Source organism: Mesorhizobium sp. M7A.F.Ca.ET.027.02.1.1 (genome assembly GCF_004022985.1).
In the GTDB taxonomy this organism is placed as follows: Bacteria; Pseudomonadota; Alphaproteobacteria; order Rhizobiales; family Rhizobiaceae; genus Mesorhizobium.
In genome coordinates this window covers 1-23,817 of record NZ_RZOL01000053.1, presented here as the reverse complement: position 1 = coordinate 23,817, position 23,817 = coordinate 1, and the positions used below count along the sequence as shown (strand labels likewise).

At 61.7% G+C, this 23,817-nt stretch carries 24 protein-coding genes and 2 pseudogenes; 13 read left to right on the top strand and 13 right to left on the bottom strand.

Features of this window, described 5'->3' with window-relative positions; genetic code table 11:
* Positions 1-1,231 (top strand): DNA mismatch repair protein MutS (mutS, locus tag EN749_RS09110; protein WP_128362968.1); only part of this gene is annotated, 1,231 nt, incomplete at its 5' end.
* Here the strand turns inward: mutS and EN749_RS09105 are convergent.
* The 3 genes from EN749_RS09105 to EN749_RS09095 all read right to left on the bottom strand — a co-directional run bounded on the left by EN749_RS09105 (position 1,232) and on the right by EN749_RS09095 (position 5,102).
* Positions 1,232-2,077: an aldo/keto reductase gene (locus EN749_RS09105; protein ID WP_127395939.1), complete on the bottom strand. Its 846-nt coding sequence runs from the start codon at positions 2,075-2,077 to the stop codon at positions 1,232-1,234.
* A gap of 84 nt (positions 2,078-2,161) precedes the next feature.
* The gene (locus EN749_RS09100; protein WP_127321683.1) at positions 2,162-2,554 is read right to left on the bottom strand and encodes a DUF305 domain-containing protein; all 393 of its coding nucleotides are present in this window, start codon (positions 2,552-2,554) and stop codon (positions 2,162-2,164) included.
* 43 nt (positions 2,555-2,597) lie between these two features.
* Positions 2,598-5,102: a heavy metal translocating P-type ATPase gene (locus EN749_RS09095; RefSeq protein ID WP_128362967.1), complete on the bottom strand. Its 2,505-nt coding sequence runs from the start codon at positions 5,100-5,102 to the stop codon at positions 2,598-2,600.
* A gap of 185 nt (positions 5,103-5,287) precedes the next feature.
* On the opposite strand from EN749_RS09095, the gene EN749_RS09090 reads away from it, so the two are divergent.
* The 7 genes from EN749_RS09090 to EN749_RS09060 all read left to right on the top strand — a co-directional run bounded on the left by EN749_RS09090 (position 5,288) and on the right by EN749_RS09060 (position 13,601).
* Positions 5,288-6,106: a glycosyltransferase family 25 protein gene (locus tag EN749_RS09090; protein ID WP_128362969.1), complete on the top strand. Its 819-nt coding sequence runs from the start codon at positions 5,288-5,290 to the stop codon at positions 6,104-6,106.
* A gap of 79 nt (positions 6,107-6,185) precedes the next feature.
* Positions 6,186-8,987, top strand: a complete 2,802-nt coding sequence (locus EN749_RS09085) for a [protein-PII] uridylyltransferase (protein ID WP_128289497.1) — start codon at positions 6,186-6,188, stop codon at positions 8,985-8,987.
* A 46-nt stretch (positions 8,988-9,033) separates the two neighbouring features.
* A complete protein-coding gene (murJ, locus tag EN749_RS09080; protein WP_128289498.1) occupies positions 9,034-10,641 on the top strand; it encodes a murein biosynthesis integral membrane protein MurJ in 1,608 nt (535 codons plus the stop codon).
* A gap of 172 nt (positions 10,642-10,813) precedes the next feature.
* Positions 10,814-11,881 (top strand): tryptophan--tRNA ligase, encoded by a 1,068-nt coding sequence (gene trpS, locus EN749_RS09075; RefSeq protein ID WP_127256391.1) that lies wholly within the window; start codon positions 10,814-10,816, stop codon positions 11,879-11,881.
* Between the two features lie 93 nt (positions 11,882-11,974).
* A complete protein-coding gene (locus EN749_RS09070; protein ID WP_013528063.1) occupies positions 11,975-12,466 on the top strand; it encodes a universal stress protein in 492 nt (163 codons plus the stop codon).
* 156 nt (positions 12,467-12,622) lie between these two features.
* A complete protein-coding gene (locus tag EN749_RS09065; RefSeq protein ID WP_023811631.1) occupies positions 12,623-13,192 on the top strand; it encodes a NifU family protein in 570 nt (189 codons plus the stop codon).
* Between the two features lie 82 nt (positions 13,193-13,274).
* A complete protein-coding gene (locus tag EN749_RS09060) occupies positions 13,275-13,601 on the top strand; it encodes an NIPSNAP family protein (protein WP_127269475.1) in 327 nt (108 codons plus the stop codon).
* A 111-nt stretch (positions 13,602-13,712) separates the two neighbouring features.
* Here the strand turns inward: EN749_RS09060 and EN749_RS09055 are convergent, their stop codons facing one another.
* Positions 13,713-14,330: a L,D-transpeptidase gene (locus tag EN749_RS09055; RefSeq protein WP_127397760.1), complete on the bottom strand. Its 618-nt coding sequence runs from the start codon at positions 14,328-14,330 to the stop codon at positions 13,713-13,715.
* Between the two features lie 226 nt (positions 14,331-14,556).
* Between EN749_RS09055 and cueR the strand changes: the two genes are divergently transcribed.
* The 4 genes from cueR to EN749_RS09030 all read left to right on the top strand — a co-directional run bounded on the left by cueR (position 14,557) and on the right by EN749_RS09030 (position 17,116).
* Positions 14,557-14,979, top strand: a complete 423-nt coding sequence (gene cueR / locus EN749_RS09050; protein ID WP_128362966.1) for a Cu(I)-responsive transcriptional regulator — start codon at positions 14,557-14,559, stop codon at positions 14,977-14,979.
* Positions 14,980-15,037: 58 nt separating this feature from the next.
* Positions 15,038-15,469 carry an OsmC family protein gene (locus EN749_RS09045; RefSeq protein ID WP_127382669.1) on the top strand — a complete coding sequence of 144 codons (432 nt, stop codon included), beginning with the start codon at positions 15,038-15,040 and terminating at the stop codon, positions 15,467-15,469.
* A 941-nt stretch (positions 15,470-16,410) separates the two neighbouring features.
* The gene (locus EN749_RS09035) at positions 16,411-16,671 is read left to right on the top strand and encodes a hypothetical protein (protein WP_128289500.1); all 261 of its coding nucleotides are present in this window, start codon (positions 16,411-16,413) and stop codon (positions 16,669-16,671) included.
* Between the two features lie 124 nt (positions 16,672-16,795).
* Positions 16,796-17,116 carry a hypothetical protein gene (locus tag EN749_RS09030; RefSeq protein ID WP_128289501.1) on the top strand — a complete coding sequence of 107 codons (321 nt, stop codon included), beginning with the start codon at positions 16,796-16,798 and terminating at the stop codon, positions 17,114-17,116.
* A 23-nt stretch (positions 17,117-17,139) separates the two neighbouring features.
* On the opposite strand, the gene EN749_RS37630 is transcribed toward EN749_RS09030, so the two are convergent.
* From EN749_RS37630 to EN749_RS09005, 6 genes and pseudogenes are all read right to left on the bottom strand, one after another.
* The gene (locus EN749_RS37630) at positions 17,140-17,310 is read right to left on the bottom strand and encodes a hypothetical protein (RefSeq protein ID WP_164895742.1); all 171 of its coding nucleotides are present in this window, start codon (positions 17,308-17,310) and stop codon (positions 17,140-17,142) included.
* Between the two features lie 530 nt (positions 17,311-17,840).
* Positions 17,841-18,053 (bottom strand): hypothetical protein, encoded by a 213-nt coding sequence (locus EN749_RS09025; RefSeq protein ID WP_128362965.1) that lies wholly within the window; start codon positions 18,051-18,053, stop codon positions 17,841-17,843.
* The gene (locus tag EN749_RS09020) at positions 18,050-18,580 is read right to left on the bottom strand and encodes a hypothetical protein (RefSeq protein WP_128362964.1); all 531 of its coding nucleotides are present in this window, start codon (positions 18,578-18,580) and stop codon (positions 18,050-18,052) included. Before EN749_RS09020 ends, EN749_RS09025 begins: the two co-directional genes overlap by 4 nt.
* 48 nt (positions 18,581-18,628) lie before the next feature.
* The gene (locus EN749_RS09015; protein WP_128362963.1) at positions 18,629-18,835 is read right to left on the bottom strand and encodes a hypothetical protein; all 207 of its coding nucleotides are present in this window, start codon (positions 18,833-18,835) and stop codon (positions 18,629-18,631) included.
* Positions 18,828-19,301 (bottom strand): hypothetical protein, encoded by a 474-nt coding sequence (locus EN749_RS09010; protein ID WP_128362962.1) that lies wholly within the window; start codon positions 19,299-19,301, stop codon positions 18,828-18,830. The genes EN749_RS09015 and EN749_RS09010 overlap by 8 nt, the downstream gene beginning before the upstream one ends.
* Before the next feature lie 611 nt (positions 19,302-19,912).
* A pseudogene (locus tag EN749_RS09005) lies at positions 19,913-20,861 on the bottom strand (IS1595 family transposase).
* 110 nt (positions 20,862-20,971) lie between these two features.
* On the opposite strand from EN749_RS09005, the gene EN749_RS09000 reads away from it, so the two are divergent.
* Positions 20,972-21,472 (top strand): MmcB family DNA repair protein, encoded by a 501-nt coding sequence (locus tag EN749_RS09000; protein ID WP_164895743.1) that lies wholly within the window; start codon positions 20,972-20,974, stop codon positions 21,470-21,472.
* A 29-nt stretch (positions 21,473-21,501) separates the two neighbouring features.
* Here EN749_RS09000 and nhaA read toward each other — a convergent pair whose 3' ends face one another.
* From nhaA to EN749_RS38660, 3 genes and pseudogenes are all read right to left on the bottom strand, one after another.
* Positions 21,502-22,698, bottom strand: a complete 1,197-nt coding sequence (gene nhaA, locus EN749_RS08995) for a Na+/H+ antiporter NhaA (protein WP_128362961.1) — start codon at positions 22,696-22,698, stop codon at positions 21,502-21,504.
* 297 nt (positions 22,699-22,995) lie between these two features.
* The gene (locus EN749_RS08985; RefSeq protein ID WP_013528072.1) at positions 22,996-23,559 is read right to left on the bottom strand and encodes an ActR/PrrA/RegA family redox response regulator transcription factor; all 564 of its coding nucleotides are present in this window, start codon (positions 23,557-23,559) and stop codon (positions 22,996-22,998) included.
* Between the two features lie 85 nt (positions 23,560-23,644).
* A pseudogene (locus tag EN749_RS38660) lies at positions 23,645-23,817 on the bottom strand (HAMP domain-containing histidine kinase); the annotation flags it as partial.

Below are 23,817 nucleotides of genomic sequence, written 5' to 3'. Positions count from 1 at the left end.
CAATGTGCTTGGCTACTATATCGAGGTGACCGCCAACCATCATGCGGTGATGACCGGCAGCGATGGCGCCAAGGCGCGCTTCATCCACCGCCAGACCATGGCCAACGCCATGCGCTTCACCACGACCGAGCTCGCCGAACTCGAGACCAAGATCGCCAATGCCGCCGACCGGGCGCTCAGCATCGAGCTTGCCGCCTTCGACGCGCTGACGATGGAAGCGGTCGGTGAAGCGGAGAATATCCGCGCCGGCGCGGATGCGCTGGCCGTGCTCGACGTCTCGGCGGCGCTCGCGCTTTTATCGGAAAGCGAAGCCTGGTGCCGGCCGGTGGTGGATTCCAGCCTTGCCTTCGAGATTGCGGGCGGGCGGCATCCGGTGGTCGAACAGGCCTTGCGCCGTTCGGGCGAAGGCCCGTTCGTTGCCAATGATTGCGACCTGTCGCCGGAGGGCAGCGCCAGGAATGGCGCGATCTGGCTTTTGACCGGCCCCAACATGGGCGGTAAATCGACGTTCCTGCGGCAGAACGCACTGATCGCCATCCTGGCCCAGACCGGCTCCTTCGTGCCGGCGACATCCGCCCATATCGGCGTCGTCGACCGGCTGTTCTCGCGGGTCGGCGCCTCGGACGATCTGGCGCGCGGCCGCTCGACCTTTATGGTCGAGATGGTCGAGACGGCGGCGATCCTCAACCAGGCTGGTGAACGCGCGCTGGTGATCCTCGACGAGATCGGCCGCGGCACCGCCACTTTCGATGGCCTGTCGATCGCGTGGGCGGCCGTGGAATATCTGCATGAGAAGAACCGCTGCCGGGCGATCTTCGCTACTCACTTTCACGAAATGACCTCGCTGGCCGGCAAGCTGGCGCGGCTCTCCAACGTGACCATGCGGGTCAAGGAATGGGAAAACGACGTCGTCTTCCTGCACGAGGTCGGCAAGGGGGCCGCCGACCGCTCCTACGGCGTGCAGGTGGCGCGGCTGGCCGGCCTGCCGGAAGCGGTGGTCGACCGGGCCAAGGAAGTGCTGCACCAGCTTGAGGAAGGTGAGGTTTCGGGCAAGACGAACCGGCTGGTGGACGATTTGCCGCTGTTTTCGGTGGCGGTGAAGCGGGAAGCACTGAGGCCGCCCAAAAGCGATGCGCTGGGTATGGCGCTCGGCGAGATCAATCCCGACGAGATGACGCCGCGCGAGGCGCTGGAAGCGCTCTACCGGCTGAAGGGGCTGGCGGGGATATAGTCAGATCATCTCCAACCCGCGCTTGCGCGCTGGTGGCGGGAAGGCGCGGTCGAGATCGGCGATGTCCTGCGGCGTAAGCTTGATGTCGAGCGCCGCGACGTTCTGGCGGACATGCTCCTGGCTGCTGGCTTTCGGGATGGCGATGACGCCCTCCTGATGCACCACCCAGGCCAAGGCAATCTGCGCGGATGTCGCATCGTGGCGAGCGGCGACCGCGTCGAGCCTGGCATTGCGCGCCAACGCGCCCTGCTCAACCGGCGAATAGGCCATCAGCGGAATGTTGCGCTGCCGGCTCCAGGGCGCCAGGTCGAATTCGAGGCCGCGCCGGACCAGATTGTAAAGCACCTGGTTGGTCTGGACATTGCCGCCATCGGGCACGCCAATCAGCTCTTCCATCTCGTCGGTGTCGAAATTGCTGACGCCCCAGTGGCGGATCTTGCCGGCCTTTTTCAAGGTCTCGAAAGCCGCGACCGTTTCGGTCAGAGGCACGCTGCCAGGCCAATGCAAGAGATAGAGGTCGATGCGGTCGGTGCGCAGGCGTTTCAGGCTGTTTTCGCAGGCGCGCTGCACGCCCGCGCGTGAAGCGTTCGACGGTAGAACTTTCGAGACCAGGAAGGTCTCGTCTCGGCGCCCGGCGATAGCGTCGGCCACCACCTCCTCGGCACCGCCGCTGGCATACATTTCGGCGGTGTCGATCAGCGTGATGCCGAGGTCGAGGCCGAGCTTCAGAGCATTCACCTCATCGGCGCGGCGACTGATATCCTCGCCCATCTTCCATGTGCCCTGGCCAAGCACCTGAACGGCTTCGCCTGAGGGCAGTTTGGTGGTTCTGATGGTCGACGGCATGGCGGGCTCCATTTGGGCCGATCGCATCACAGGCTGGACGAGAAATCCAGAGGCGCTCTCGCCGCGCTGGCGATGGCTGAAGACTTACTTCACCGGATGGGCGGCGAGCCAGGCCTGCATCTGCTTGATCTCGGCTTCCTGCGCGGCGATGACGCCTTCGGCCAGCTTGCGGATTTCCGGATCCTTGCCATTGGCGAGTTCGACCTTGGCCATGTCGATCGCACCCTGATGGTGCGGGATCATGCCTCTGACGAAATCGACGTCGGCATTGCCGGTATAGTCGGACGCCATCATGTCGGCATGCATCTTGTCCATCGCCGCCTTGTAGCCTTCCGTCGAAGGGCTGGTCGCATCCGCCGCCATGGCGCCCATGTCGTGTTTCATCTCTTCGCTTTGCGCCGGAACGCTTTCGAGGAAGACGGCAACCAGCATTCCGGCCGCCATCAGCAGCAGCACGAGTTTTTTGGCGAAGGTCATTCATGGTCTCCTGTTGGATGGGTTTCGTATTTGGGGGCTTGGATCAGAGTTTCAATGTTCTCAGCCGCAACGCGTTTGCGATCACCGACACCGAAGACAGGCTCATCGCCGCCGCCGCCAGCATCGGCGACAGAAGCGTGCCGGTGAGCGGATAGAGCACGCCGGCGGCGACCGGCACGCCAAGCACATTGTAGAGGAAGGCAAAGAACAGGTTCTGGCGGATGTTGCGGATGGTCGCCTGGGCCAGCGTGCGGGCGCGCACGATACCGTTGAGGTCGCCCTTGACCAGAGTGATACCGGCGCTTTCGACAGCGACATCGGCGCCGGTGCCCATGGCGATGCCGACATCGGCGGCGGCAAGGGCCGGTGCGTCGTTGACGCCGTCGCCGGCCATGGCAACGCCGGCGCCTTTTGCGCGCAGTTCCTCGACAAGGGCTGCCTTCTGTTCCGGCAGCAGGCCGGCGCGGACCTCGTCGATGCCGAGGCTTCTGGCGATCGCGTTGGCCGTGCGTTCATTGTCGCCGGTTGCCATGATGATGCGCAGGCCGCTTTCATGCAGCGCCTTGATCGCCTCGGCCGTCGTTGCCTTGATAGGGTCGGCGACGGCGACGATGCCGGCCAGTTTCTTGTCGACAGCGACGAACATCGCCGTCTTGCCTTCGAGCTGCAGCGCCTCGGCCTTGGCCGAGATGGATGCGGTGTCGACGCCAAGGTCCGCCATCATCGCGGCATTGCCGAGCGCGACCGTCTTTCCCGAGACCGAACCGGACACGCCCTTGCCGGTGACCGCCTCGAAGGCGCTGGCCTCGGCAACGGTCACGCCGCGCGTAGCAGCGCCGTCGACGATGGCTTCAGCCAGAGGATGCTCCGACCCCTTCTCCAGACCGGCGGCAAGCGCCAGCAATTCCTCCTCGGAAAAACCGTTTGCCGCAACGACATCGGTCAGCTTCGGCCGGCCTTCGGTCAGCGTCCCCGTCTTGTCGACGATCAGCGTGTCGACGGAAGCGAAGCGTTCGAGTGCTGCGGCCTCCTTGATCAGCACACCGGCATGCGCTCCGCGCCCGGTGGCGGTCATGATCGACATCGGCGTGGCGAGGCCGAGCGCACAGGGGCAAGCGATGATCAGCACCGACACCGCCGAGACGATGGCAAAGATCAGGCTGGGCTCGGGTCCAAACACGGCCCAGGCGATGAAAGCGACAATCGCGACAAGGACGACGGCCGGGACAAAGTAGAAAGAAACGCGATCGGCCAACCCTTGAATCGGGGCGCGCGAGCGCTGCGCCTTGGCGACGAGATCGACGATGCGCGCCAGCGTCGTCTCGGCGCCGACCTTCTCAGCGCGCATGATCAGCGCACCATTCTTGTTGAGCGTGCCGCCGGTCAGCGCATCGCCCTCGACCTTCTCGACCGGCAACGGCTCGCCCGTGATCATCGATTCGTCGATCGAGGATCGCCCTTCCAGCACCGTGCCATCGACCGGCACGGCGTCACCGGGGCGTATGCGCAGGCGATCGCCGGCCTTGACGGCGTCGAGCGGCACATCCCCTTCGGACCCATCGGCGGCGATCAGCCGCGCGGTCTTCGGCGCGAGATCAAGCAAGGCGCGGATTGCCGAGCCGGTCTTTTCACGGGCGCGCAGCTCCAGCACCTGGCCAAGGAAGACCAGTGCAACGATGACGGCAGCAGCCTCGAAATAGACCGGCACCGCACCGCCATGGCCGCGGAACTGATGCGGAAAGATATCCGGAAACAGTGTGGCGACGACGCTGTAGAGATAGGCAGCACCAACGCCGAGCGAGATCAGCGTCCACATGTTGGGGCTGCGGTTGACCAGCGAGTCCCAGCCGCGGTGGAAGAAGGGGAAGGCGGCCCAAAGCACCACCGGACTTGCCAGGACCAGTTCGATCCAGACTTTTGCCCGGTCCTCGACCAGACCTTCAAACGTCAGGCCGATCATGGGTGCCATGGCGATGATCAGAAGGGGGACCGACAAGGCAACGCTCACCCAGAACCGCCTGGTGAAATCGACCAGCTCGGGATTTGGCCCTTCATCGCCCGTTGGTACGCCCATCGGCTCCAGCGCCATGCCACAGATCGGGCAGGATCCTGGCTTGTCGCGGATGATTTCGGGATGCATCGGGCAGGTGTATTGCGTGCCTTTGGGCATCGGCTGCGGTGCCGGCCTGTCGCCGAGATATTTTTGCGGCTCCGCCTCGAATTTCGCCTGGCAGGCGGCCGAGCAGAAGTGAAAGCCCTGGCCTTCGTGGCGGGCAAAGTGCCTGGCTGTCGCGCGGTCGACGCTCATACCGCAGACCGGATCGGTGGCCGTTAGGAATTTTTCCGGCTCGGCGACGAATTTCGCGCGGCAGCCCTGGCTGCAGAAATGATAGGGATGGCCATTATGCTCGGTCGTCGGCTTGCCGGCGACCGGATCGACAGTCATGCCGCAGACCGGGTCGCGGACGACGCTCTTCGTGGTGGGCACGGCGCCTTTTGTCGAGCAGCAGCTACCATGCGCGTGATGATCGTGATCGGAATGCGTCATTCGAAAATGCCTCGATGGATCGGTGTGTGACGTGGAGATAGGGCTTCCAGTAACTGGAAGGTCAAGGGCTGTTTCGACTTTTCTTCTCCGGTCCACCGCGCGTCCATCCACCCCAAAAAAAGTCTCACGCGGCAACACCACGCCTGCTAGAGAGCGAGCGTCCCGGGGTGAGATTTTCTTTGGCAATGAAGCGTCTGGTCATCAATCTCGATCGGTCTCCCGATCGCCTTGCCCGTGTGACGGCGGAGTTTGCCCGCATCGACGTCCCATTCGAACGCGTTCAGGCCATCGACGCACGGGATCGGCCGGACCTGGACCAGCTGCCGCAAAATGTCGGATATCGGAACAGGCTGCCATTGACTGACGGCGAGATCGCCTGCCTGCTCAGTCACCGGGCCTGCTGGGCCGCCATCGCGCATGGCGACGCTCGCTACGGGGCAATCTTCGAGGACGACATCGTCTTTGCCGCGAAAGCCGGCGCATTGCTTCGCGACAGCGACTGGATTCCAGCCGATGCCGAAGTCGTCAAGCTCGAAAGCTATTTTTGCAAGACCGTGATCCGACGCAAGCGCATTGCCATCGGTCACGGCTTTTCCACATCCAAACTCGACGCCGGACATATAGGAACCGCCGGCTACATCATCTCCAGGCAAACCGCGCTCGACCTGATCAAGGCCACAGAGGAGATCGGCATCGCTGTCGACGACCTTGTCTTCAACCCCGAGTTTTCGGTTTTGCGAGGCGAGACGATCTATCAGCTTGTTCCTGCGCTCTGCGCACAAGATCAGTTCCTTGGCGACAGGGCGCTCCAATTGCCAAGCCTGCTCAGGGAAAAGCGCGATATCCAGTGCGCCGTCGGGACCGGGAGACGCAGAAAGACAGCCAAAGCGACGGTAAAAGCCGAGGCTCGGCGAATAGGCAAGCGCATTGCCGATTTCTGTCGACTGAAGCGGAGAATGGTCATTCCATTTACTTATCCGAGCCAGAGATCAGCCGGGTCTTGAACCGGCTTTCAACGCCCCATACCCAGCGTCGCGAAAACGCGCTATAGACGCCGCCGAAACGGCAAGGCCGGCTGGGTATATGGCAAGAATCTCCCTGAAGCTCGACGAATTGATCGACGGCGAAGCCTTGCGCCGCGAGATGACCGCGCTGACCGCGGCCACGGCGGGCGACGGCTCCGGGCAGGTCGCGCGCAATGGCGTGCTCCAACTGCTCAAGGGACGACTGGCGGAAGGGCGCGCCATTGCCGAACGCATGCTGATGGACGATGGCGGCGGCAGCGCCTGCGCGGCGCGGCTGTCGCACCTCATGGACGAGATCATCCGGGCGCTTTACGATTTCGCCGTCACCCACGTCTACCGGGTCAAGAATCCGTCTTCGGCGGAGCGCATGGCCGTCGTCGCTGTCGGCGGCTACGGCCGTGGAACGCTGGCGCCAGGGTCCGACATCGACCTTCTGTTCCTGCTGCCTTACAAGCAGACGCCGTGGGGCGAACAGACAGTCGAATACATGCTCTACATGCTGTGGGACCTGGGGCTGAAGGTCGGCCACGCCACCCGTAACATCGACGAATGCCTGCGCCTGTCGCGCACCGATGTCACCATTCGCACCTCGATCCTCGAAGCACGTTTCCTGTGGGGCGAGGAAAAGCTCTATGATGAACTGATGCTGCGGTTCGACCATGAGGTGGTGCGCACGACCGGCCCCGAATATGTTCAGGCCAAGCTTGCCGAACGCGATGACCGCCATGCCAAGGCCGGCGAAAGCCGCTATCTGGTCGAGCCCAACGTCAAGGACGGCAAGGGCGGCCTGCGCGACCTGCAGACGCTGTTCTGGATCGGCAAATATTTCTATCGAGTGCGCACCGGCGAGGAACTGGTCGACAAGGGCGTCTTCACCGAGGGCGAATACCGCGAGTTCCAGAAGGCCGAGGATTTCCTGTGGGCGGTACGCTGCCACATGCATTTCCTCACCGGCAAGGCCGAAGAGCGCTTGCATTTCGACATCCAGCGCGAGATCGCCGAACGGCTCGGCTACACCACGCACCCCGGCCTGTCGGCGGTCGAGCGCTTCATGAAGCACTACTTCCTCGTTGCCAAGGACGTTGGCGACCTGACCCGCATCTTCTGCGCTGCGCTCGAGGAGGAGCAAGCCAAGCACGTTCCTGGCTTCAACCGCATCTTCCTGACTTTCTCCAGGCGCAAGCGCAAGCTGGCCGGCACCTCCGATTTCATTGTCGACAACCACCGCATCAACATCGCCGACGACCTGGTGTTCGAGCGCGATCCGGTCAATCTGCTCAGGCTGTTCTGGTTCGCCGACAAGCACGGTCTGGAATTCCACCCCGACGCGCTGAAGCTGCTGACCCGTTCGCTCGGCCTGATCAACAAGTCGCTGCGGCGCGACGAGGAGGCCAACCGGCTGTTCCTCGACATATTGACCTCGGATCGCAATGCCGAACTCAATCTGCGTCGCATGAACGAAGCCGGACTGCTCGGCAGGCTGATCCCGGATTTCGGCAAGATCGTCGCCATGATGCAGTTCTCGATGTACCACCACTACACGGTGGACGAGCATCTGATCCGCTGCATCGGCGTGCTGGCCGAGATCGAGCGCGGCGACGGCGAAAAGGTCCACCCCCTCTCGCACACGCTGATGCCGGGCCTGAAGAAGAGCCGCGAGGCGCTCTATGTCGCCGTATTGCTGCACGACATTGCCAAGGGCAGGCCGGAGGACCATTCCGAGGCGGGGGCCAGGATCGCCCGTCGCATCTGCCCGCATATGGGGCTGTCGCCTGCCGATACCGAAACCGTGGCCTGGCTGGTCGAGAACCACCTCGTGATGTCGATGACGGCGCAGACCCGCGACCTCAACGACCGCAAGACCATCGAGGATTTTGCCGCGATCGTGCAGTCGGTCGAGCGGCTGAAGCTGCTTTTGATCCTCACCGTCTGCGACATCAGGGGCGTCGGACCCGGTGTCTGGAACGGCTGGAAGGGCCAGCTGCTGCGCACGCTCTACTACGAGACCGAATTGCTGCTGACCGGCGGGTTTTCGGAAGTGTCGCGCGCGCAGCGCACGGCGGCGGCGCGCGAGCGCCTGGCCGAGGCGCTTGCCGACTGGCCGGACAAGGCCCGCAAGCGCTATGTCGGCCAACACTACGAGAATTACCTTTTGACCGTCGATCTCGCAGACCAGTTGCGCCATGCCGAGTTCATCCGCGAAGCCGACGTGTCAGGCAACAAGCTTGCCACCATGGTCAAGACCCACCAGTTCGAGGCGGTGACCGAAATCACCGTGCTGGCGCAGGACCACCCCCGCCTGCTCTCGGTCATCGCCGGGGCTTGCGCCGGAGCCGGCGGCAACATTGTCGACGCGCAGATCTTCACGACGTCGGATGGCCGCGCGCTCGACACGATCCTGATCAGCAGAGAATTCGATCGCGACGAGGACGAGCGCCGGCGTGCCGAGCGTGTCGGCCGGCTGATCGAGGACGTGCTGTCGGGCAAGAGTTGGCTGCCGGAAATGATCGAGAAGCGCACCAAGCCGCGGCGCGGCTCCAAGGTGTTCAAGATCCCGCCGCGCGCCGAAATCCGCAACACGCTGTCGAACCGTTTTTCGGTCATCGAGGTCGAGGGCCTCGACCGGCCGGGACTGCTGTCGGAGATCACCGGAACGCTTTCCGACCTGTCGCTCGACATCGCATCGGCCCACATCACCACCTTCGGCGAAAAGGTCATCGACACTTTCTATGTCACCGATCTCACTGGCCAGAAGATAGATAGCCCGGCCCGCATCGCCACCATCCGCAATCGGCTGATGGCAACGCTCGAAGGCATCGTGCCCGAACGCGGCGGCAAGTCCAGGGCGGCGGCCGAGTGACAACGACCATCACTTTGTCCCAATTGCGCAGGCAGTTCCCAAAAGCATGAGCCTCGTCAAGAAATTCGCAACGGTCGCTTCCGGCACGCTGATGAGCCGCGCGCTCGGTTTCGGCCGCGAGATGCTGATGGCTGCCGCCCTCGGTACCGGACCGGTCGCCGATGCCTTCAACGCCGCCTTCCAGTTTCCCAACACCTTTCGCCGGCTGTTTGCCGAGGGGGCCTTCAACGCCGCCTTCGTGCCGCTGTTCGCCAAGGAGATCGAAACCCACGGAACCGAAGGCGCCAAGCGCTTTTCCGAGGAAGTGTTCGGCGTGCTGTTCACGGCGCTGCTGGCGCTGACGATCATCATGGAACTGTCGATGCCGCTGATCGTGCGCTTTCTGGTGGCGCCGGGTTTTGCCGGCACGCCGGGGAAGTTCGACACCACGGTGACGCTGGCGACGATCATGTTTCCCTATCTGATCTGCATGTCGCTGGGCGCGATGATGGCGGGCATGCTGAATTCGTTGCGCCGCTATTTCGCCGCCGCGGTGGCACCGGTGTTCCTCAACATCATCCTGATCGGCGTGCTCGCGTATGCCTGGTACAAGGGCTCGGATGCCCTCACCGTCGGCTACGGGCTGTCTTGGGGCGTGCTTGCCGCCGGACTGGTGCAACTGGCGATCGTCTGGGTGGCGGTGCGCCACGCCGGCATCTCGATCGGCTTCCGCCGGCCGAAAATGACGCCCGCGGTCAAGCGGCTGCTGATCCTGGCGCTGCCGGCGGCCATCACCGGCGGCATCACCCAGATCAACCAGCTGATCGGCACGGCGATCGCCTCGGCGCAGAACAGCGCGGTATCCTCGCTCGCCTATGCCGACCGCATCTACCAATTGCCGCTCGGCGTGGTCGGTGTTGCGGTGGCGATCGTGCTGTTGCCCGAACTGTCGCGGGCGCTGAAGTCGGGCAATCTAATCGAGGCGGCCAATCTGCAGAACCGCTCGGTCGAGTTCACGCTGTTCCTGACGCTGCCGGCAGCCGCGGCACTCTGGGTGATGTCGGAGCCGATCGTGCGGCTGGTCTATGAGCGCGGCGCGTTCGCCGCCAACGGCTCGACGCCGACAGTGGCGGCGATCCTGGCGATCTTCGGCCTCGGCCTGCCGGCTTTCGTGCTGATCAAGGCGTTCACCCCAGGCTATTTCGCCCGCGAGGACACGCGCACGCCGATGATCTTTGCCGCCATCTCGGTGGCGGTGAACGTTACCACGGCGCTGACGCTGTTTCCACGGATGGGCGCGCCCGGCATCGCTGTGGCCTCGGCCGTCGCCGGCTGGGTCAACGCGGTGATGCTGCTCGGCGTCTTGATCCGGCGCGGCCATTGGGGGCGCGACGTGCCGCTGATGAAGCGCATTCCACGGCTGGTGCTGTCGGCGGCCGTAATGGGGGCGGCACTCTATTTTGCCGAGCACTGGTTCGCCGTCAGGCTAGGGCCGGGCTCGCCGCTGGCGGTCAAGGCGACGACGCTGCTGTCGCTGGTTGCCGGCGGAGCGCTGCTTTATTTCATCACCGCCTTCGCCACAGGCGGTGCCGATTTCGGCATGATCCGACGCAACGTCAAGCGGGGATCGGGCAAGTCGGCGCCACCGGTCGCAAAGACCGACCTGGACGAGTAGAGCGCCCGACACGCCCGCAGCGCCGTCTTGATCGCAGCGCCGTCTTCGTCCATAAGCGCGCCGTCGCAAGACTTTCGCCGCGCGCGGTTTCCAGCCGCGCGATTGGCTCCGAAAAGTCTGCAACTTTTCGGAATCACGCTTATACGGCCCTCCACAAGCCATGAGGACAATCATGACCGCCTTCAAGCCACTCGTCTTTTCCGGTGTCCAGCCGACCGGCAATCTGCACCTCGGCAACTATCTCGGCGCCATCAAGAAATTTGTTGCCCTGCAGGACACCTCCGATTGCATCTATTGCGTCGTCGACCTGCATTCGCTGACAGCCCAACTCGTTTATGAAGACCTGGCCGATCAGACGCGGTCGATCACCGCTGCGTTCCTGGCCTCGGGCATCGACCCGAAGAAGCACATCGTCTTCAACCAGTCGCGGGTCATGCAGCACGCCGAACTCGCCTGGATCTTCAATTGCGTGGCGCGCATCGGCTGGATGAACCGTATGACGCAGTTCAAGGACAAGGCCGGCAAGGATCGCGAGAACGCCTCGCTCGGCCTGCTTGCCTATCCTTCGCTGATGGCTGCCGACATCCTGCTCTACCGTGCCACCCACGTGCCGGTGGGCGAGGACCAGAAGCAGCATCTGGAACTCACCCGCGACATCGCGCAGAAATTCAACAACGACTTCTCCGACCGCATCGCGGCCCTTGGCGTCGGCGTCGAGATGCAGGTCGGCGAAGAGACCGTCAACGGTTATTTCCCGCTGACCGAGCCGGTCATCGGCGGGCCGGCGGCGCGCATCATGTCGCTGCGCGACGGCTCCAAGAAAATGTCCAAATCGGACCCGTCGGATTTGTCGCGCATCAACCTGACTGACGATGCCGACGACATCTCGAAGAAGATCCGCAAGGCCAAGACCGACCCGGAAGCGTTGCCGAGCGAGCTGGACGGCCTGGCCGGCCGGCCCGAGGCGGAGAACCTGGTCGGCATCTATGCGGGTCTCGCCGAGATATCGAAGGCGGATGTACTCAAGGAATTCGCCGGTCAGCAGTTTTCCGTGTTCAAGCCGGCCTTGGCCGATCTTGCAGTGGAAAAACTGGCGCCGATCGCCAGCGAGATGCGCCGCATTTCGGATGACCGCGCCTATGTCGACGCTGTGCTCAAGGACGGCGGCGAGCGCGCCGGCGTGCTGGCCGAAGCGACGATGAAGACGGTGCGCGACATTATCGGCCTGCTGCAGGGCTGATCGCGACATCGGGTGCACTGGCACAAGGCCGGCGACTTGCCGCCGGTCCCCCGCAGTGGCAGATTGCGGCCGCACGACACCGAGTAGATAGACATGGTCTCCAAACGCCTCAGCCGCGAAGCCGGCCATCGCAGGAAATTCCTGACGATCATCGACGACACGCCGGAATGCGAGCGTGCCGTCGCCTATGCCTCGAAACGGGCGCAGAGCACCAGCGGCACGCTGGTGCTGCTCTATGTCATCGTGCCGGACGATTTCCAGCATTGGCTGGGTGTCGAGAAGATCATGCGCGAGGAAGCCAACGCCACGGCGCGCGCCGCGCTCGACAGCTATGCCAACAAGGTGCGCCAGAAGCTCGGCATCGAGCCCGAGATGGTGGTGCGCGAAGGCAAGCCGACGGAAGAGATCCACAAATTGATCGAGGAAGACCAGGACATCGCCATCCTGGTGCTGGCCGCCGGTGCGGGCAAGGAAGGGCCGGGGCCGCTGGTCGGCGCCGTGGCCGGCAAGGGTGCCGCCTTCCCGATCCCGGTGACTGTCGTGCCGCAGAACCTGTCGGACGAGGAAATCGACAGCCTGGCCTGAGATTCTGCTCTTCAGGTGATGCCGGTCCGATGATGGGCGCGAAAAAACATTCCGCCAGCCAGCTGTTCCGGCGATGCGTTTCGCTTGAATGTCCAGCCAATTGAGCCTATTTAGAATTGTTCCAAACTAGATGCCCAAACGGGCACGGAGACGGCCATGTTCATCCAGACCGAATCGACGCCAAACCCGGCGACGCTGAAATTCCTGCCCGGCAAGGAAGTGCTTCTGGAAGGCACCGCCGATTTCCGCGATGCCGACAGCGCCGCCGTCGCCTCGCCGCTGGCCGGCCGGCTGTTCGAAATTCCTGGCGTCACCGGCGTTTTCTTCGGCTATGACTTCATCACCGTGACCAAGGATGGCCCCGACTGGCAGCATTTGAAGCCGGCGATCCTCGGCGCCATCATGGAGCATTTCATGTCCGGCGCGCCCGTCATGGCCAAGGCCGGCCCGGCCGCCGAGACCAGCCAGACCGGTGAGTTCTACGACAAGGCCGACGAGGAGTTGGTCATCACCATCAAGGAACTGCTCGACACGCGGGTGCGCCCGGCGGTCGCCCAGGATGGCGGCGACATCACCTTCCGCGGCTTCGAGAATGGCACGGTGTTCCTGCACATGAAGGGCGCCTGCGCCGGCTGCCCATCCTCGACGGCGACGCTGAAGCACGGCATTCAGAATCTGCTGCGCCATTTCGTGCCGGAAGTGCAACAGGTCGAGCAGGTCTCCTGACGCCCCCTTTTAAAATTCTACCCTGCTGACCATCTGGTCCGATTTCTTCGCTTCCGGCGCCTCGGCCAGAAGGAACTCCAAAATGATCTACGAACTTCGGGTTTACCGGGCTTTGCCGGGGCGCTTGCCGGCGCTTCTTGATCGTTTCGACAAGATCACCCTCAAATTGTGGGAAAAGCACGGTATCCGCCAAGCGGGTTTCTTTACCACGCTGATCGGTGCTTCGAACAACGACCTGACCTACATGCTGGCATGGGAATCGCTGGCCGAACGCGAAGAGCGCTGGACGGCGTTCGTGAAGGACCCGGCCTGGACACAGGCGCGGGAAGATTCCGAGCGTGACGGCCAGATCACCGAGACAATCACCAACCAAATTTTGGCTCCCACCTCGTTCTCGGCGGTGTCCTGACCACCGAGCAGGCGTCGCATCGCGCAAACAACAAAAAACCGGGCCGAATTGCCCGGTTTTCTGCTTGGGACGTCCGTTGTTGCCTAGACGGTCCGCGTACGAAAACTGCCTCTAGAGAACGATGACCTTGGCGCCGACCGAGGCGCGGTCATAGAGGTCGATAATGTCCTGATTCATCAGGCGGATGCAGCCAGACGACATCGCCTTGCCGATCGAATTCCACTCCGGGCTGCCATGCAGGCGATAGCCTGAATCACCGCCCTTGTTGAACAGGTACATGGCGCGCGCGCCGAGCGGGTTCTTCAGGCCCGGCTCCATGCCGCCGGCAAACTTTTCCAATTCCGGCTGGCGCTGGATCATCTGCCTCGGCGGCGTCCAGGTCGGCCATTCGCGCTTGAGCGCAATGTGGGCGGTGCCATGCCACTCGAAGCCCTCGCGGCCGACGCCGATGCCGTAGCGAATGGCCCTTCCGTCGCCCTCGATGAAGTAGAGGAACTTGTTCTGCGTATCGACGATGATCGTGCCCGGCTTTTCCGGGCTGTCGTAGTTCACTTCCTGCCGATGGTACTTCATCGGCACTTTCTCGATCGGGATGCGCGGCAGCTGATAACCTGCGTCGGTGACCGCGCCGTAGTTGTTGGAGAATATCTGCGAGCCGATGGTGCTGCAACCGGCGATAGCAGTGGAGAGCGCCAGTGCGGCGATGATTGCAAACGACTTCATGCGCATCAGGTGATCCGGTGCCCCGCCCAACTTCGGCGGCACGAGTCGGCCGCTCTCTCATCATCATTCATGCTGGCATTTGCTTTGCTTGCCAAGCGCGCGATGCCTATATGCCTGCCTTGACGTACCGGTAAGCGTATCACTATGGCATTTTGGCAACAGGACTCACAGGATTGTGAAGCAAATTCAAGGGGCCTGCTCCATGGGTTCCTGGAAATCGAGGAGAACCGTCATGAATGTCGGTGACGCCGCCCACCGCTCCGGCCTGCCGGCCAAGACCATCCGCTACTATGAAGAGATCGGCCTGATCGCCCCGGCGCGCGCCGCCAACGGCTACCGCGATTATTCCGGAGACGACATCCATCGGCTGGCCTTCCTGCGCCGCGCGCGCAATCTCGGCTTTTCCATCGACGATTGCCGCCAGTTGATGGCGCTTTACCAGGATCGCAGCCGCGCCAGCCACAACGTGCGCGAAATCGCCGCCGCCCATGTCACGGCGATCGAGGAGAAAGTGCGCGAGCTGCAGTCGATGCGCTCGACGCTGCAGAAACTGATCCATGCCTGCCACGGCGACGAGAGGCCGGATTGTCCGATCCTTGATGACATGGCGGGGGCGGCGTTGCCCAGCGACAAGGCCGCCTCTGCGCCTGCATAATGACTCTACGTCGACGAGGCCCGACGCCTGGTCGACTCCTGCCGGGAGGACATCAGCAATGGTCTCGATGACCGTCGAACTGCGCAACGTGGAGGACACGCAAGCCGCCATGGGCTGGGCCGGCGGCCACACGATCATCGTCGACCGGCCCGAGGGCAAGGCCGGCGGCATGGGCCTGGGCTTCAATGGCGGCCAACTGCTCGCCCTGGCGATCGGCGGCTGCTTCTGCAACGACCTTCGCTACGTCGCCGAGGAAATGGGTGTAACGCTCAACAAGATCGCGGTGACCGTCACGCTGAACCTCGAAGGCAAGCCTTTGCTCGCGACCTCGTCAATCATGAAGGTTTCATGCACGACGCTGGACGGCTCCGACCCGGCGGAGATCATCACAAGGGCCGCGGCGATTTCCACGGTCAGCAACTCCCTGCGCCAGGGCGTGCCGGTGAGCATTGAAACGGACGCAACGGCGACCGGCTTGTCGGAGGAATGATCCCTGGGAACAGGCGCATTTGGCCGCGTGGATTGTCGGAGACCGCTAAAAAGATCCGCCGCCGGCACGGCAGGGGGATTGACCCAATTTTCTTCGGCATCTGGGCGCGTCAATCTGCCGCTCTATGTCTTCCCTTGTCGCAATGATCAACGATGGAGGTTGGCATGGATCGGCGATTGTTTCTGACTGGAATGCTTGGGCTTGCAGGGGCTGCGACCGTCGTCGCAATCGCGCGTCCTGCCACCGCCCTGGCCGGCATCCCTGATACGGGGCCCGGCATTCTCGATGAACTCGACAAATCATCCGACGACATTCTCGGCCCGGATGGTCCCGATGTTCAGGACGGCGTCGAGTTCGTGCGGCACCGCAGATGGCACCGCCGCCGTCGCCGACGCGGGTGGAGGCGGGTTTGCCGTCGCTATTGGCGCAATGGCTATTGGCGCCGGCGATGCTTCCGCCGATCCTTCTGGATCCACTTCTGACGGGATCACCAAACGCGAAGGCTCCGGCATCCGCCGGAGCCTTCGCTATCGCTGCGGGCTTGAATCCAATCGGCAAAAAAGGCCCGCCGCCCCTCGGCAGCGGGCAGGTCCTGGAGTGCCGGGGGATCAACCCGGCATGGGGTCAACGAGCGGATCACCGGTTGGTTGCAGGGATCGGCCCGGTAGCCTTCCTTTGGGTGGACCGCCACCGGGCCTGACCGGAGCGGGGTGTATTGGGGGAGCCCCGGCTGCTTCCAAAATATCACCTTTCACTTAAATTAGCTTTAGCTAATTTACAGAAAGCCATGCGCCACCCGCAGATGGGTTGCGCACTTCACGGAAGTGTCGAAGCGACGTCTCCCTGCTTATGCCATTCGACATTCGCGGAACTAAAGCGGTTGCATCTGACTTTGGTTGGTAACGCGCAAAGATTTTTTTCTGCTATCTTAAGGTTACTAAGTGGAAATTGATGGGCGCGGCATATCATGTCGATTCGCGCTGACGATCTCTTTGTTTTTCGAGGAACTGCTTGGCGTGTTCCGCCCAATCAGCCGCCGTGACTTTATGCTCCCGAACGGACTTTCTGAAAGCCTTGCGCAGAGCGTCAAGGTCAAAGGCCCATACTTGTTGGCCTTCTTTAGTGTTCGATTTTGCGTCACCCGTCCCCATGGAAGCGACGGTATGCACCGCAAACTCAATCTTTCAAGGATCAATGCCTGACTTCTTTAGGGTATATCCGGGTATGTCACTCCCACTCTGGCGGGCGCGAAGGAAAATATCGCAAAGGAAATAACCGCCAAAGGATGATAAGAAGGGCAGCAAAGAGCCAACCTGAGCGGTTTCGATGGAATTCATTCTGGCTTGCCTAATCTGCGGGGCAATATTCTTAACCGCCGTATTCATTCACAACAGCTGGCTGCGGAGCCACACAAGGGATTGGACGCCGACATCTGCTGAAGTTTTGAAGTTTATTGACGGCGGCGAGGGCCCAAACCGCTATCTGCTGCAATATGTGATTGATGGAACGGTCTACCGCATCGAAACCAGTCCGTGGTTGGTGCCGTTCTGCACCGCCAGCAACGCGGGCTCGCAAATCGACGTGCTAGTCAACCCATATAGCCCGTACCAATGTGCAATCATCGGTAGAACGGGACAGGGCCGGTGAAGCCGCCTACGGCTGGGTAGCGCCTAGAGCCATTTGATAGCTCCTAGAATCAGCACGACGATAGCTGCCATCACATATTCCAGCCCCGGCTTAACCTGCGCACGAAGTTGCGGTGAAAACCGGCACGCCAGCAGGGCGCCAAGCCCACCACCGAGCGGCGTTAGAATCTTGTCGATAAACTCAACGGCATTCATGTCTCAATCCCCCAAACCCAAGCGAAGGCTAGCAAAGCTAGGGTCTTAAGCAAGCGGGTCTGTCAACCATACAATCGCCTTCATAAAGGCGATTATCCGGTTGACAAACCCAGAGAGAAAATAGGAATATAATCAGGACAGGCCGGCAGTCGGACAGGAACGTAGGGTGAAACTAGCGAGGACCTTTGCGCGGCTCCGCCGCTGCGGGATTGCGCCCAGTTGCAACGGGCCAGAACAAATCAAGGCCAAAAGCGAGCCGTTAGGCGCTACCCAGCCGTAGACCCAAAAAGAATGGCCGGTGCGGGGACGCTTAGGTTGGAAAGCGTGGGCCGCACCGGCCATTGCGGGATAGCTCTTAGGGATCGTCCCCCGCACTTCCTAAGTACAGGCATATTAGCGATTGCTCAATTGAGACTGAAGTCCCTACCCAGCCGTAGGGGAATGGCTACATGCGCTGTAGCGGTACCTCTGAAGGTAACAAAAAACCCCGGATCATCTCCGGGGTTTTGCGTTTTAAGCGAGTCGGATATTCACTCTGCTTTGAGCTTGAACTCGGACCCGCCGATATTTTCGGACCCTTTGTAATTTAAGACAAACGCCTTCTGCTCCGACGTAAGCTTGGAAAACAAACCTACCATAGGGAGAGGCTTCCGCGTAAGCGGTTCGGGTGCGGGCGGCTGTTTCGCTTCAAGATGAAACATGCGCTTGAATCCGTCATATGCATTGGCCAGCGTCATGGTCACAAATCTCTCTTAAGATACGGTTGCCCTCTGGCTGGGGTTATCTCTTCAAACCCGTATCCAGTTATATATAGGTCCCTGAGTTCTTGGTTCACAGGTTCCAATCGGATCTCCCGTTTCCCCATACCTTGCCCGTAACGAGCCGCAATATCAAGAGCTAGGGTTGCCCGGAAGCCCTTCAAGGGGCAATCAGGACGCGGATCGCCTTCGAGAAAGGCCACTTTGACGAAGTTTTCGTGCACGGTGACCAGCATTAGGGCTGAAAGCCTATCGCCGCTTTTTATGGCAAACATTTGGCTGTCGATGCTACGACGATTGTTTTCCCGGATTTGAGGCCAATCCCAATCACCGTCAGGGTGCCTGGTAACCTTGCCCCACTGCTCCGAGTAAGCTGCCTCGACGCTATTCGACAAGTCGATAGCCACAAAATCAGCCGGCGCGAAAGCCGCCATCTCCTTGCTAGAGGAAGCTACGGCCTCGACACGCGTTTGGAGGTTGCGGGTCTTGATCCGCCGGACTTCAGCACTCAAAGGGATGAACCAAACAATATGAGAAGATTCTAACGCCGAAGGAAGTCCCTAGACTTTCGATTTCTTCCCGTCCAGTCGACGAGCGGCTTCTCGCTGCTGTTGGACCAGTTTTTTTATCTGCTCAGCGGTGAGCTTCGGCGCGTGGGCGACTTTATCCACCACAGCCTCGAAGGTCGTTTCGGTTTGATCGATCTTAAATTCACGCGACGCTTCGCGGAATTTGTCGATCTGTGGCTTAGGTTTCTTGTCAGTCACTATCTGGTCCCTCATCGGGATGTTCGGTTGCCGCCAGCATATCGCTGGTAGCATCATAAGGCGTGGCCATATCAGCCATAATATAACCCTTGCCTGGGATGTTGGTGAAGCGGGATTTCTCGCGCCATAGGATAGTTCCGACGTATCGCGGCTTGTCCTCGCTGTTCAGATGGATGCCGGCGCTTTCGAGCCGAGACACGATTTCACTTCGCGTCAAAGGGTGGCCGGCACCACGAATCACCCTCTCTACGATGTCTGCGATTTGGGACGGTTTCGGAGAGCGGGCCGCCTGATTGGTCCCACCCTCATTGTTTGCGGCATCTAATGATTCCTGAACGCGGGGTTCAGTCTGTTCCCCTTCCGGTCCATTGAAGTGCCGATAGAGATCGAGGAACGAGTTGACCATCGCCAACTCACGCTCGATTTCTTCCTTCCTTTTCAGTGCGTTAGCATATGCATGATCCATGTGCGCCTCCTTTTGATACCGGAGACGTATCACAGCATTTCAAAACGGGCAACAAAAGGACTCGTTAACCATTTCAGTGGAAACGCTGAATTCACCCCGCCTTGCGTGAAATGCCCCATTCGGCGTATATTGAGTTGCGCGACGTATCAGAAACGCGCTGCGAGGCGAAGATGATGAGAAGATAGCGCTGCCCCTCACGCTCTGGCCGTTGGCGTACGAGTGGGCAGGAAAATGGAAAGGCCGCAAACCCGGTGAGACGGGAATGCGGCCTGAGACGACCAGCAACCGGAAAGAGGCGGTAGCCTCTGCGGCGCTAGGACAGTTCCATCCCTAGAATCGCACTTCTGCCGCCTCTTTTCAAGGCCCCTCGCCTGAAAGAGGTGACGTGATGGTTTGGGTATGCCCCTACCAACGCTTCCGCTTTGGCCGCACCGAATTCGTTTGCGGCCACTATCGCAGCCGATAAGACCGGCGCCAGCGGCGTAGCCGCCTAGCTGTCCGATCAACCAGACTCGCCGGGGATTTAGGTCCCCGGCTTTTTCTTGGCCCTTGCATATCGCCAGTAAGGCAATTCGAGTTGGATGGGTTTTCGGAAGTGCGTCCGCTTTTCGTCAAGCAGGTCTTTGATACCGGAGGCGCTTTCCAGCGGCACCCTTCAAGGCGATGAATGCGCGGGTGCCGTCATCGACGCCAAGCGCGATGCGGTTGGAATAGCGGAAGTCGAATTCAGCGAGGTAGCGGTGTAGGTGGTGTTCGCCGCAATGCTGGTAGACGCCTTTCATGCCGCGCTTGAAGATCGAATAGAAGCCTTCCACGGTATTGGTATGGACGGTCTTTTCGCCTTCGTAGCGGACGTATTCGTCCTTGGAATGCGTGACGACATCGTGCGAGGCAAATTCCTGGCCCACGCGGCGATACATGCCAGCCTCATCCGTCATCAAGGCGCTTTCCTTCGCGATGTTAGCGCGAACGATCGGCATGACGGTGCCAATGCGGGCTGTATTGACGTGGAAGGAACGGGCGCGGCCACCGCGCTCGACAAGCGTAACGACAGTGTTCTTGTGAGCGCCGCCACCGCGCTTAACCTGAGTGCCGGCAAGGCGACCTGTGTAGGTTTCGTCTACCTCGACGGTCTTGCCGTTGCCGCCAAGCGGCGACAGGTCGCCAGAGGCCAAGGCGAATGCGGTGGCACAGGAACCAAGCGGCTTCATAGGTGCATTCGAGTATGCGGTGCATCTGGTGAGCACTGATACCCTTCTTAGAGGCACACATAAGGTGGATGGCCTGAAGCCACTTGGTGAGCGGCAAATGGCTTTCCTCGAAAATAGATCCCATGCGAACTGTGAACTGCGAGCGGCAAGCGCTGCACTTGTAAAGGCCGTGACGCTCGACGCCGTGGGGGTTCTTCTTGGAAGGCTTGGTGCGAACGCCCTTCAAAGCGTAGTGGCGATCCATCGAGCCGCACTTGGGGCAAACCGGACCCTGCGGCCAAAGAATGCCTTCCACATGCTCGAAAGCCTTGGCTTCGTCATGGAACTCGGGGCGGGACAGAACGGACATGGAAATCTCCTATGTCCTTACCCTACGTAAGCGGGTTGGGTTTGTCAACCGGATAATCGCCTTCATAAAACAGGTTCAAACCGTGAACAAAATCTGGCATGGTGCCTGGCATGCCGATCATCTCCCCCATCCTCATCAATCCTCTCATCGACGGCCGCCAGTCCGAACGCGCCATGCTGGTGCGGCGCGGCGTACAGCGGCTGCTCATGGATATGGGCGCACATGTGTTGCCCGAACTGTCGCTGGCCACGGGCCGCCGCGCCGACCTCGTCGCGCTGACCCGGCAGGGAGATATCTGGATCATCGAGATCAAATCCTCGATCGAGGATTTCAGGGTCGACCGCAAATGGCCCGACTACCGGCTGCATTCCGACCGCTTCTTCTTCGCCACCCATCCCGGCGTGCCCTCGGAGATCTTTCCCCAGGAGTGCGGCTTCATCCTCTCCGACGGCTACGGCGCCGAGATCCTGCGCAATGCGCCCGAGCACCGCATGGCAGCGGCAACGCGCAAAGCGCTGATGCTGCGGATCGCGCGGGCCGGCGCTTCGCGGCTGCTGGCGGCAGAGCTTGCCGGCGTGTCGGTGCCGGCGCTGGAGGGTGAGAGCGAGTAGCGATTGTCCCCCAAGTCCTAAGACTGCCTCTACTCTTCACCGTCCTCCACGCCACCCCTGGCGGGCGCCATGAGCAGCACGGCAGCGCCCAGGATAGCGGCGATGAAGGAACCGGCGAGGATGCCGACCTTGACCGCGTCCTGCAGCGCCACGTCGCCGGCGAAGGCGAGCAGGCCGATGAACAGGCTCATGGTGAAGCCGATGCCGCACAGCAGCGATATGCCGATCATGTGCGTCCAGCCGGCATTGGCTGGCAGGTCGGCAAGACCGAGCCGGATGGCAAGTGCCGAGGAGCCGAACACGCCGACCAGCTTGCCGACCACCAGGCCGGCGGCGACACCCAGCGTCAACGGCTCGATCAGCGCACTGACGCTGAGGCCGGCGAGCGAAACGCCGGCATTGGCAAAGCCGAAGATCGGGATGACGAGGAAGGCCACAACCTTGTGCAGGCCGTGTTCGAGCCGGTGCAGCGGCGAATGGTCGAGATCGTGGCCGATCCCGGCGGAGCGCGCGAGCGGGATGGTCAGCGCCAGCGCCACGCCGGCAAGCGTTGCATGGACGCCAGATTTCAGCACCAGGACCCACAGGACGACGCCCAGAGCGAGATAGGGCACAAGCGTCATCACCCGCATGCGGTTGAGCACTACAAGCCCGGCAATGACGGCGAAGGCGGCACCCAGATAAGCCAGCGAAAGGCCGCTGGTGTAAAAGATGGCGATGATGATGACGGCTCCGAGGTCGTCGATGATGGCAAGGGCTGTGAGGAACACCTTCAGCGAAGCCGGCACGCGGCTGCCGAGCAGCGACAGCACGCCGAGCGCGAAAGCGATGTCGGTGGCGGTCGGGATCGCCCAGCCGGACAGGGCTGCCGCATTGTTGCGGTTGACGGCCACATAGACGAGTGCCGGAACCAGCATGCCGCCAGCAGCGGCGATGCCGGGCAGCACGCGCCGGGGCCAGGTGGAGAGCTGGCCGTCCAGCATCTCGCGCTTGATCTCCAGTCCGACGAGCAGGAAGAACACCGCCATCAGCCCGTCATTGACCCAATGCGAGACGCTGAGCGGGCCGAGATAAGCGTGGAGCGCGGAGAAATAGGTTTCGGCGAGCGGCGAATTGGCGACAATCAGGGCCAGTGCCGCCGCCACCATCAGGATGATGCCGCCGGCCGCTTCGCTATCGAGGAATTCGCGGAAGACGGAAACCGGCCGCTGCTTCAGATCCTGCATGTCGCCTCCGTTAAGCCGCCTGTTTGGCGGGCTTCATTGTCCAAGCGCTAGCGCCGCCCCTCACCTGCCTGCCGGCATCCTCTCCCCGTATAGTGACGGGGAGAGGGACGCTGTCATTTATGATTTCGCCAATCACCAACGTTACAGAAATTACGCCTAGGTTGCGGCTAGCCCCTTCTCCCCGTCACTATACGGGGAGAAGTGCCCGGCAGGGCGATGAGGGGCGGCGCTGACTTCGGCGATTGGGCTCTCTCCGCCGCTGGTTACAAACTTGGCCCCAAGCGACACCCTGCGATCCTAACGCGGCGCGCGCTTGGCCAGTATGCGCTGCAAGGTGCGGCGGTGCATGTTGAGCCGGCGCGCTGTCTCGGAGACGTTGCGCTCGCACATCTCATAGACGCGCTGGATATGCTCCCAACGGACGCGGTCGGCCGACATCGGGTTTTCAGGCGGCGCCGCGCGCTCGCCGGCGGTGCGGGTGAGTGCAGCGAAGATATCATCGGCGTCGGCGGGCTTGGAGAGATAATCGACCGCACCGAGCTTCACCGCGGTCACCGCGGTGGCGATGTTGCCATAGCCGGTCAGGATGATGGTGCGGGAATCCTCGCGCTTTTCGCGGATGGCCGCGACCACGTCGAGGCCGTTGCCGTCGCCGAGCCGCATGTCGACTACAGCGTAGGCGGGTGGATTGGCGCGCGCCTTGGCAACCGCCTCCTCGACGCTCTCGGCCGTCTCGACCACGAAGCCCCTGGCTTCCATGGCGCGGGCCAGACGCGTGAGGAACGGCTTGTCGTCATCGACGACAAGCAGCGAGGTGTCCTCGCCTTCAACCATTGCGCCAATATTCTCGTCGCCTGTCATAGTCTCAAAATTCCTGCTGCCTTAATTTTACGCAAATATAGTTCCTGAGCCCGATTGTCCAATTTTTAGAGGTCCTTCAAGGCTCTCAGGCGGTGTCGAACATGCTGGCCGAAGTGATTTCCGGATTGAGGAACACACCACGCGGCCACGATATCTGTACCATGGCGCCCTCGCCCAGGCCGCTGGAATTGCGGAAATCGAGCACGGCACCGGAGCGTTCGAGCAGGGTCTTGGCGATGAACAGGCCGAGGCCCAGAC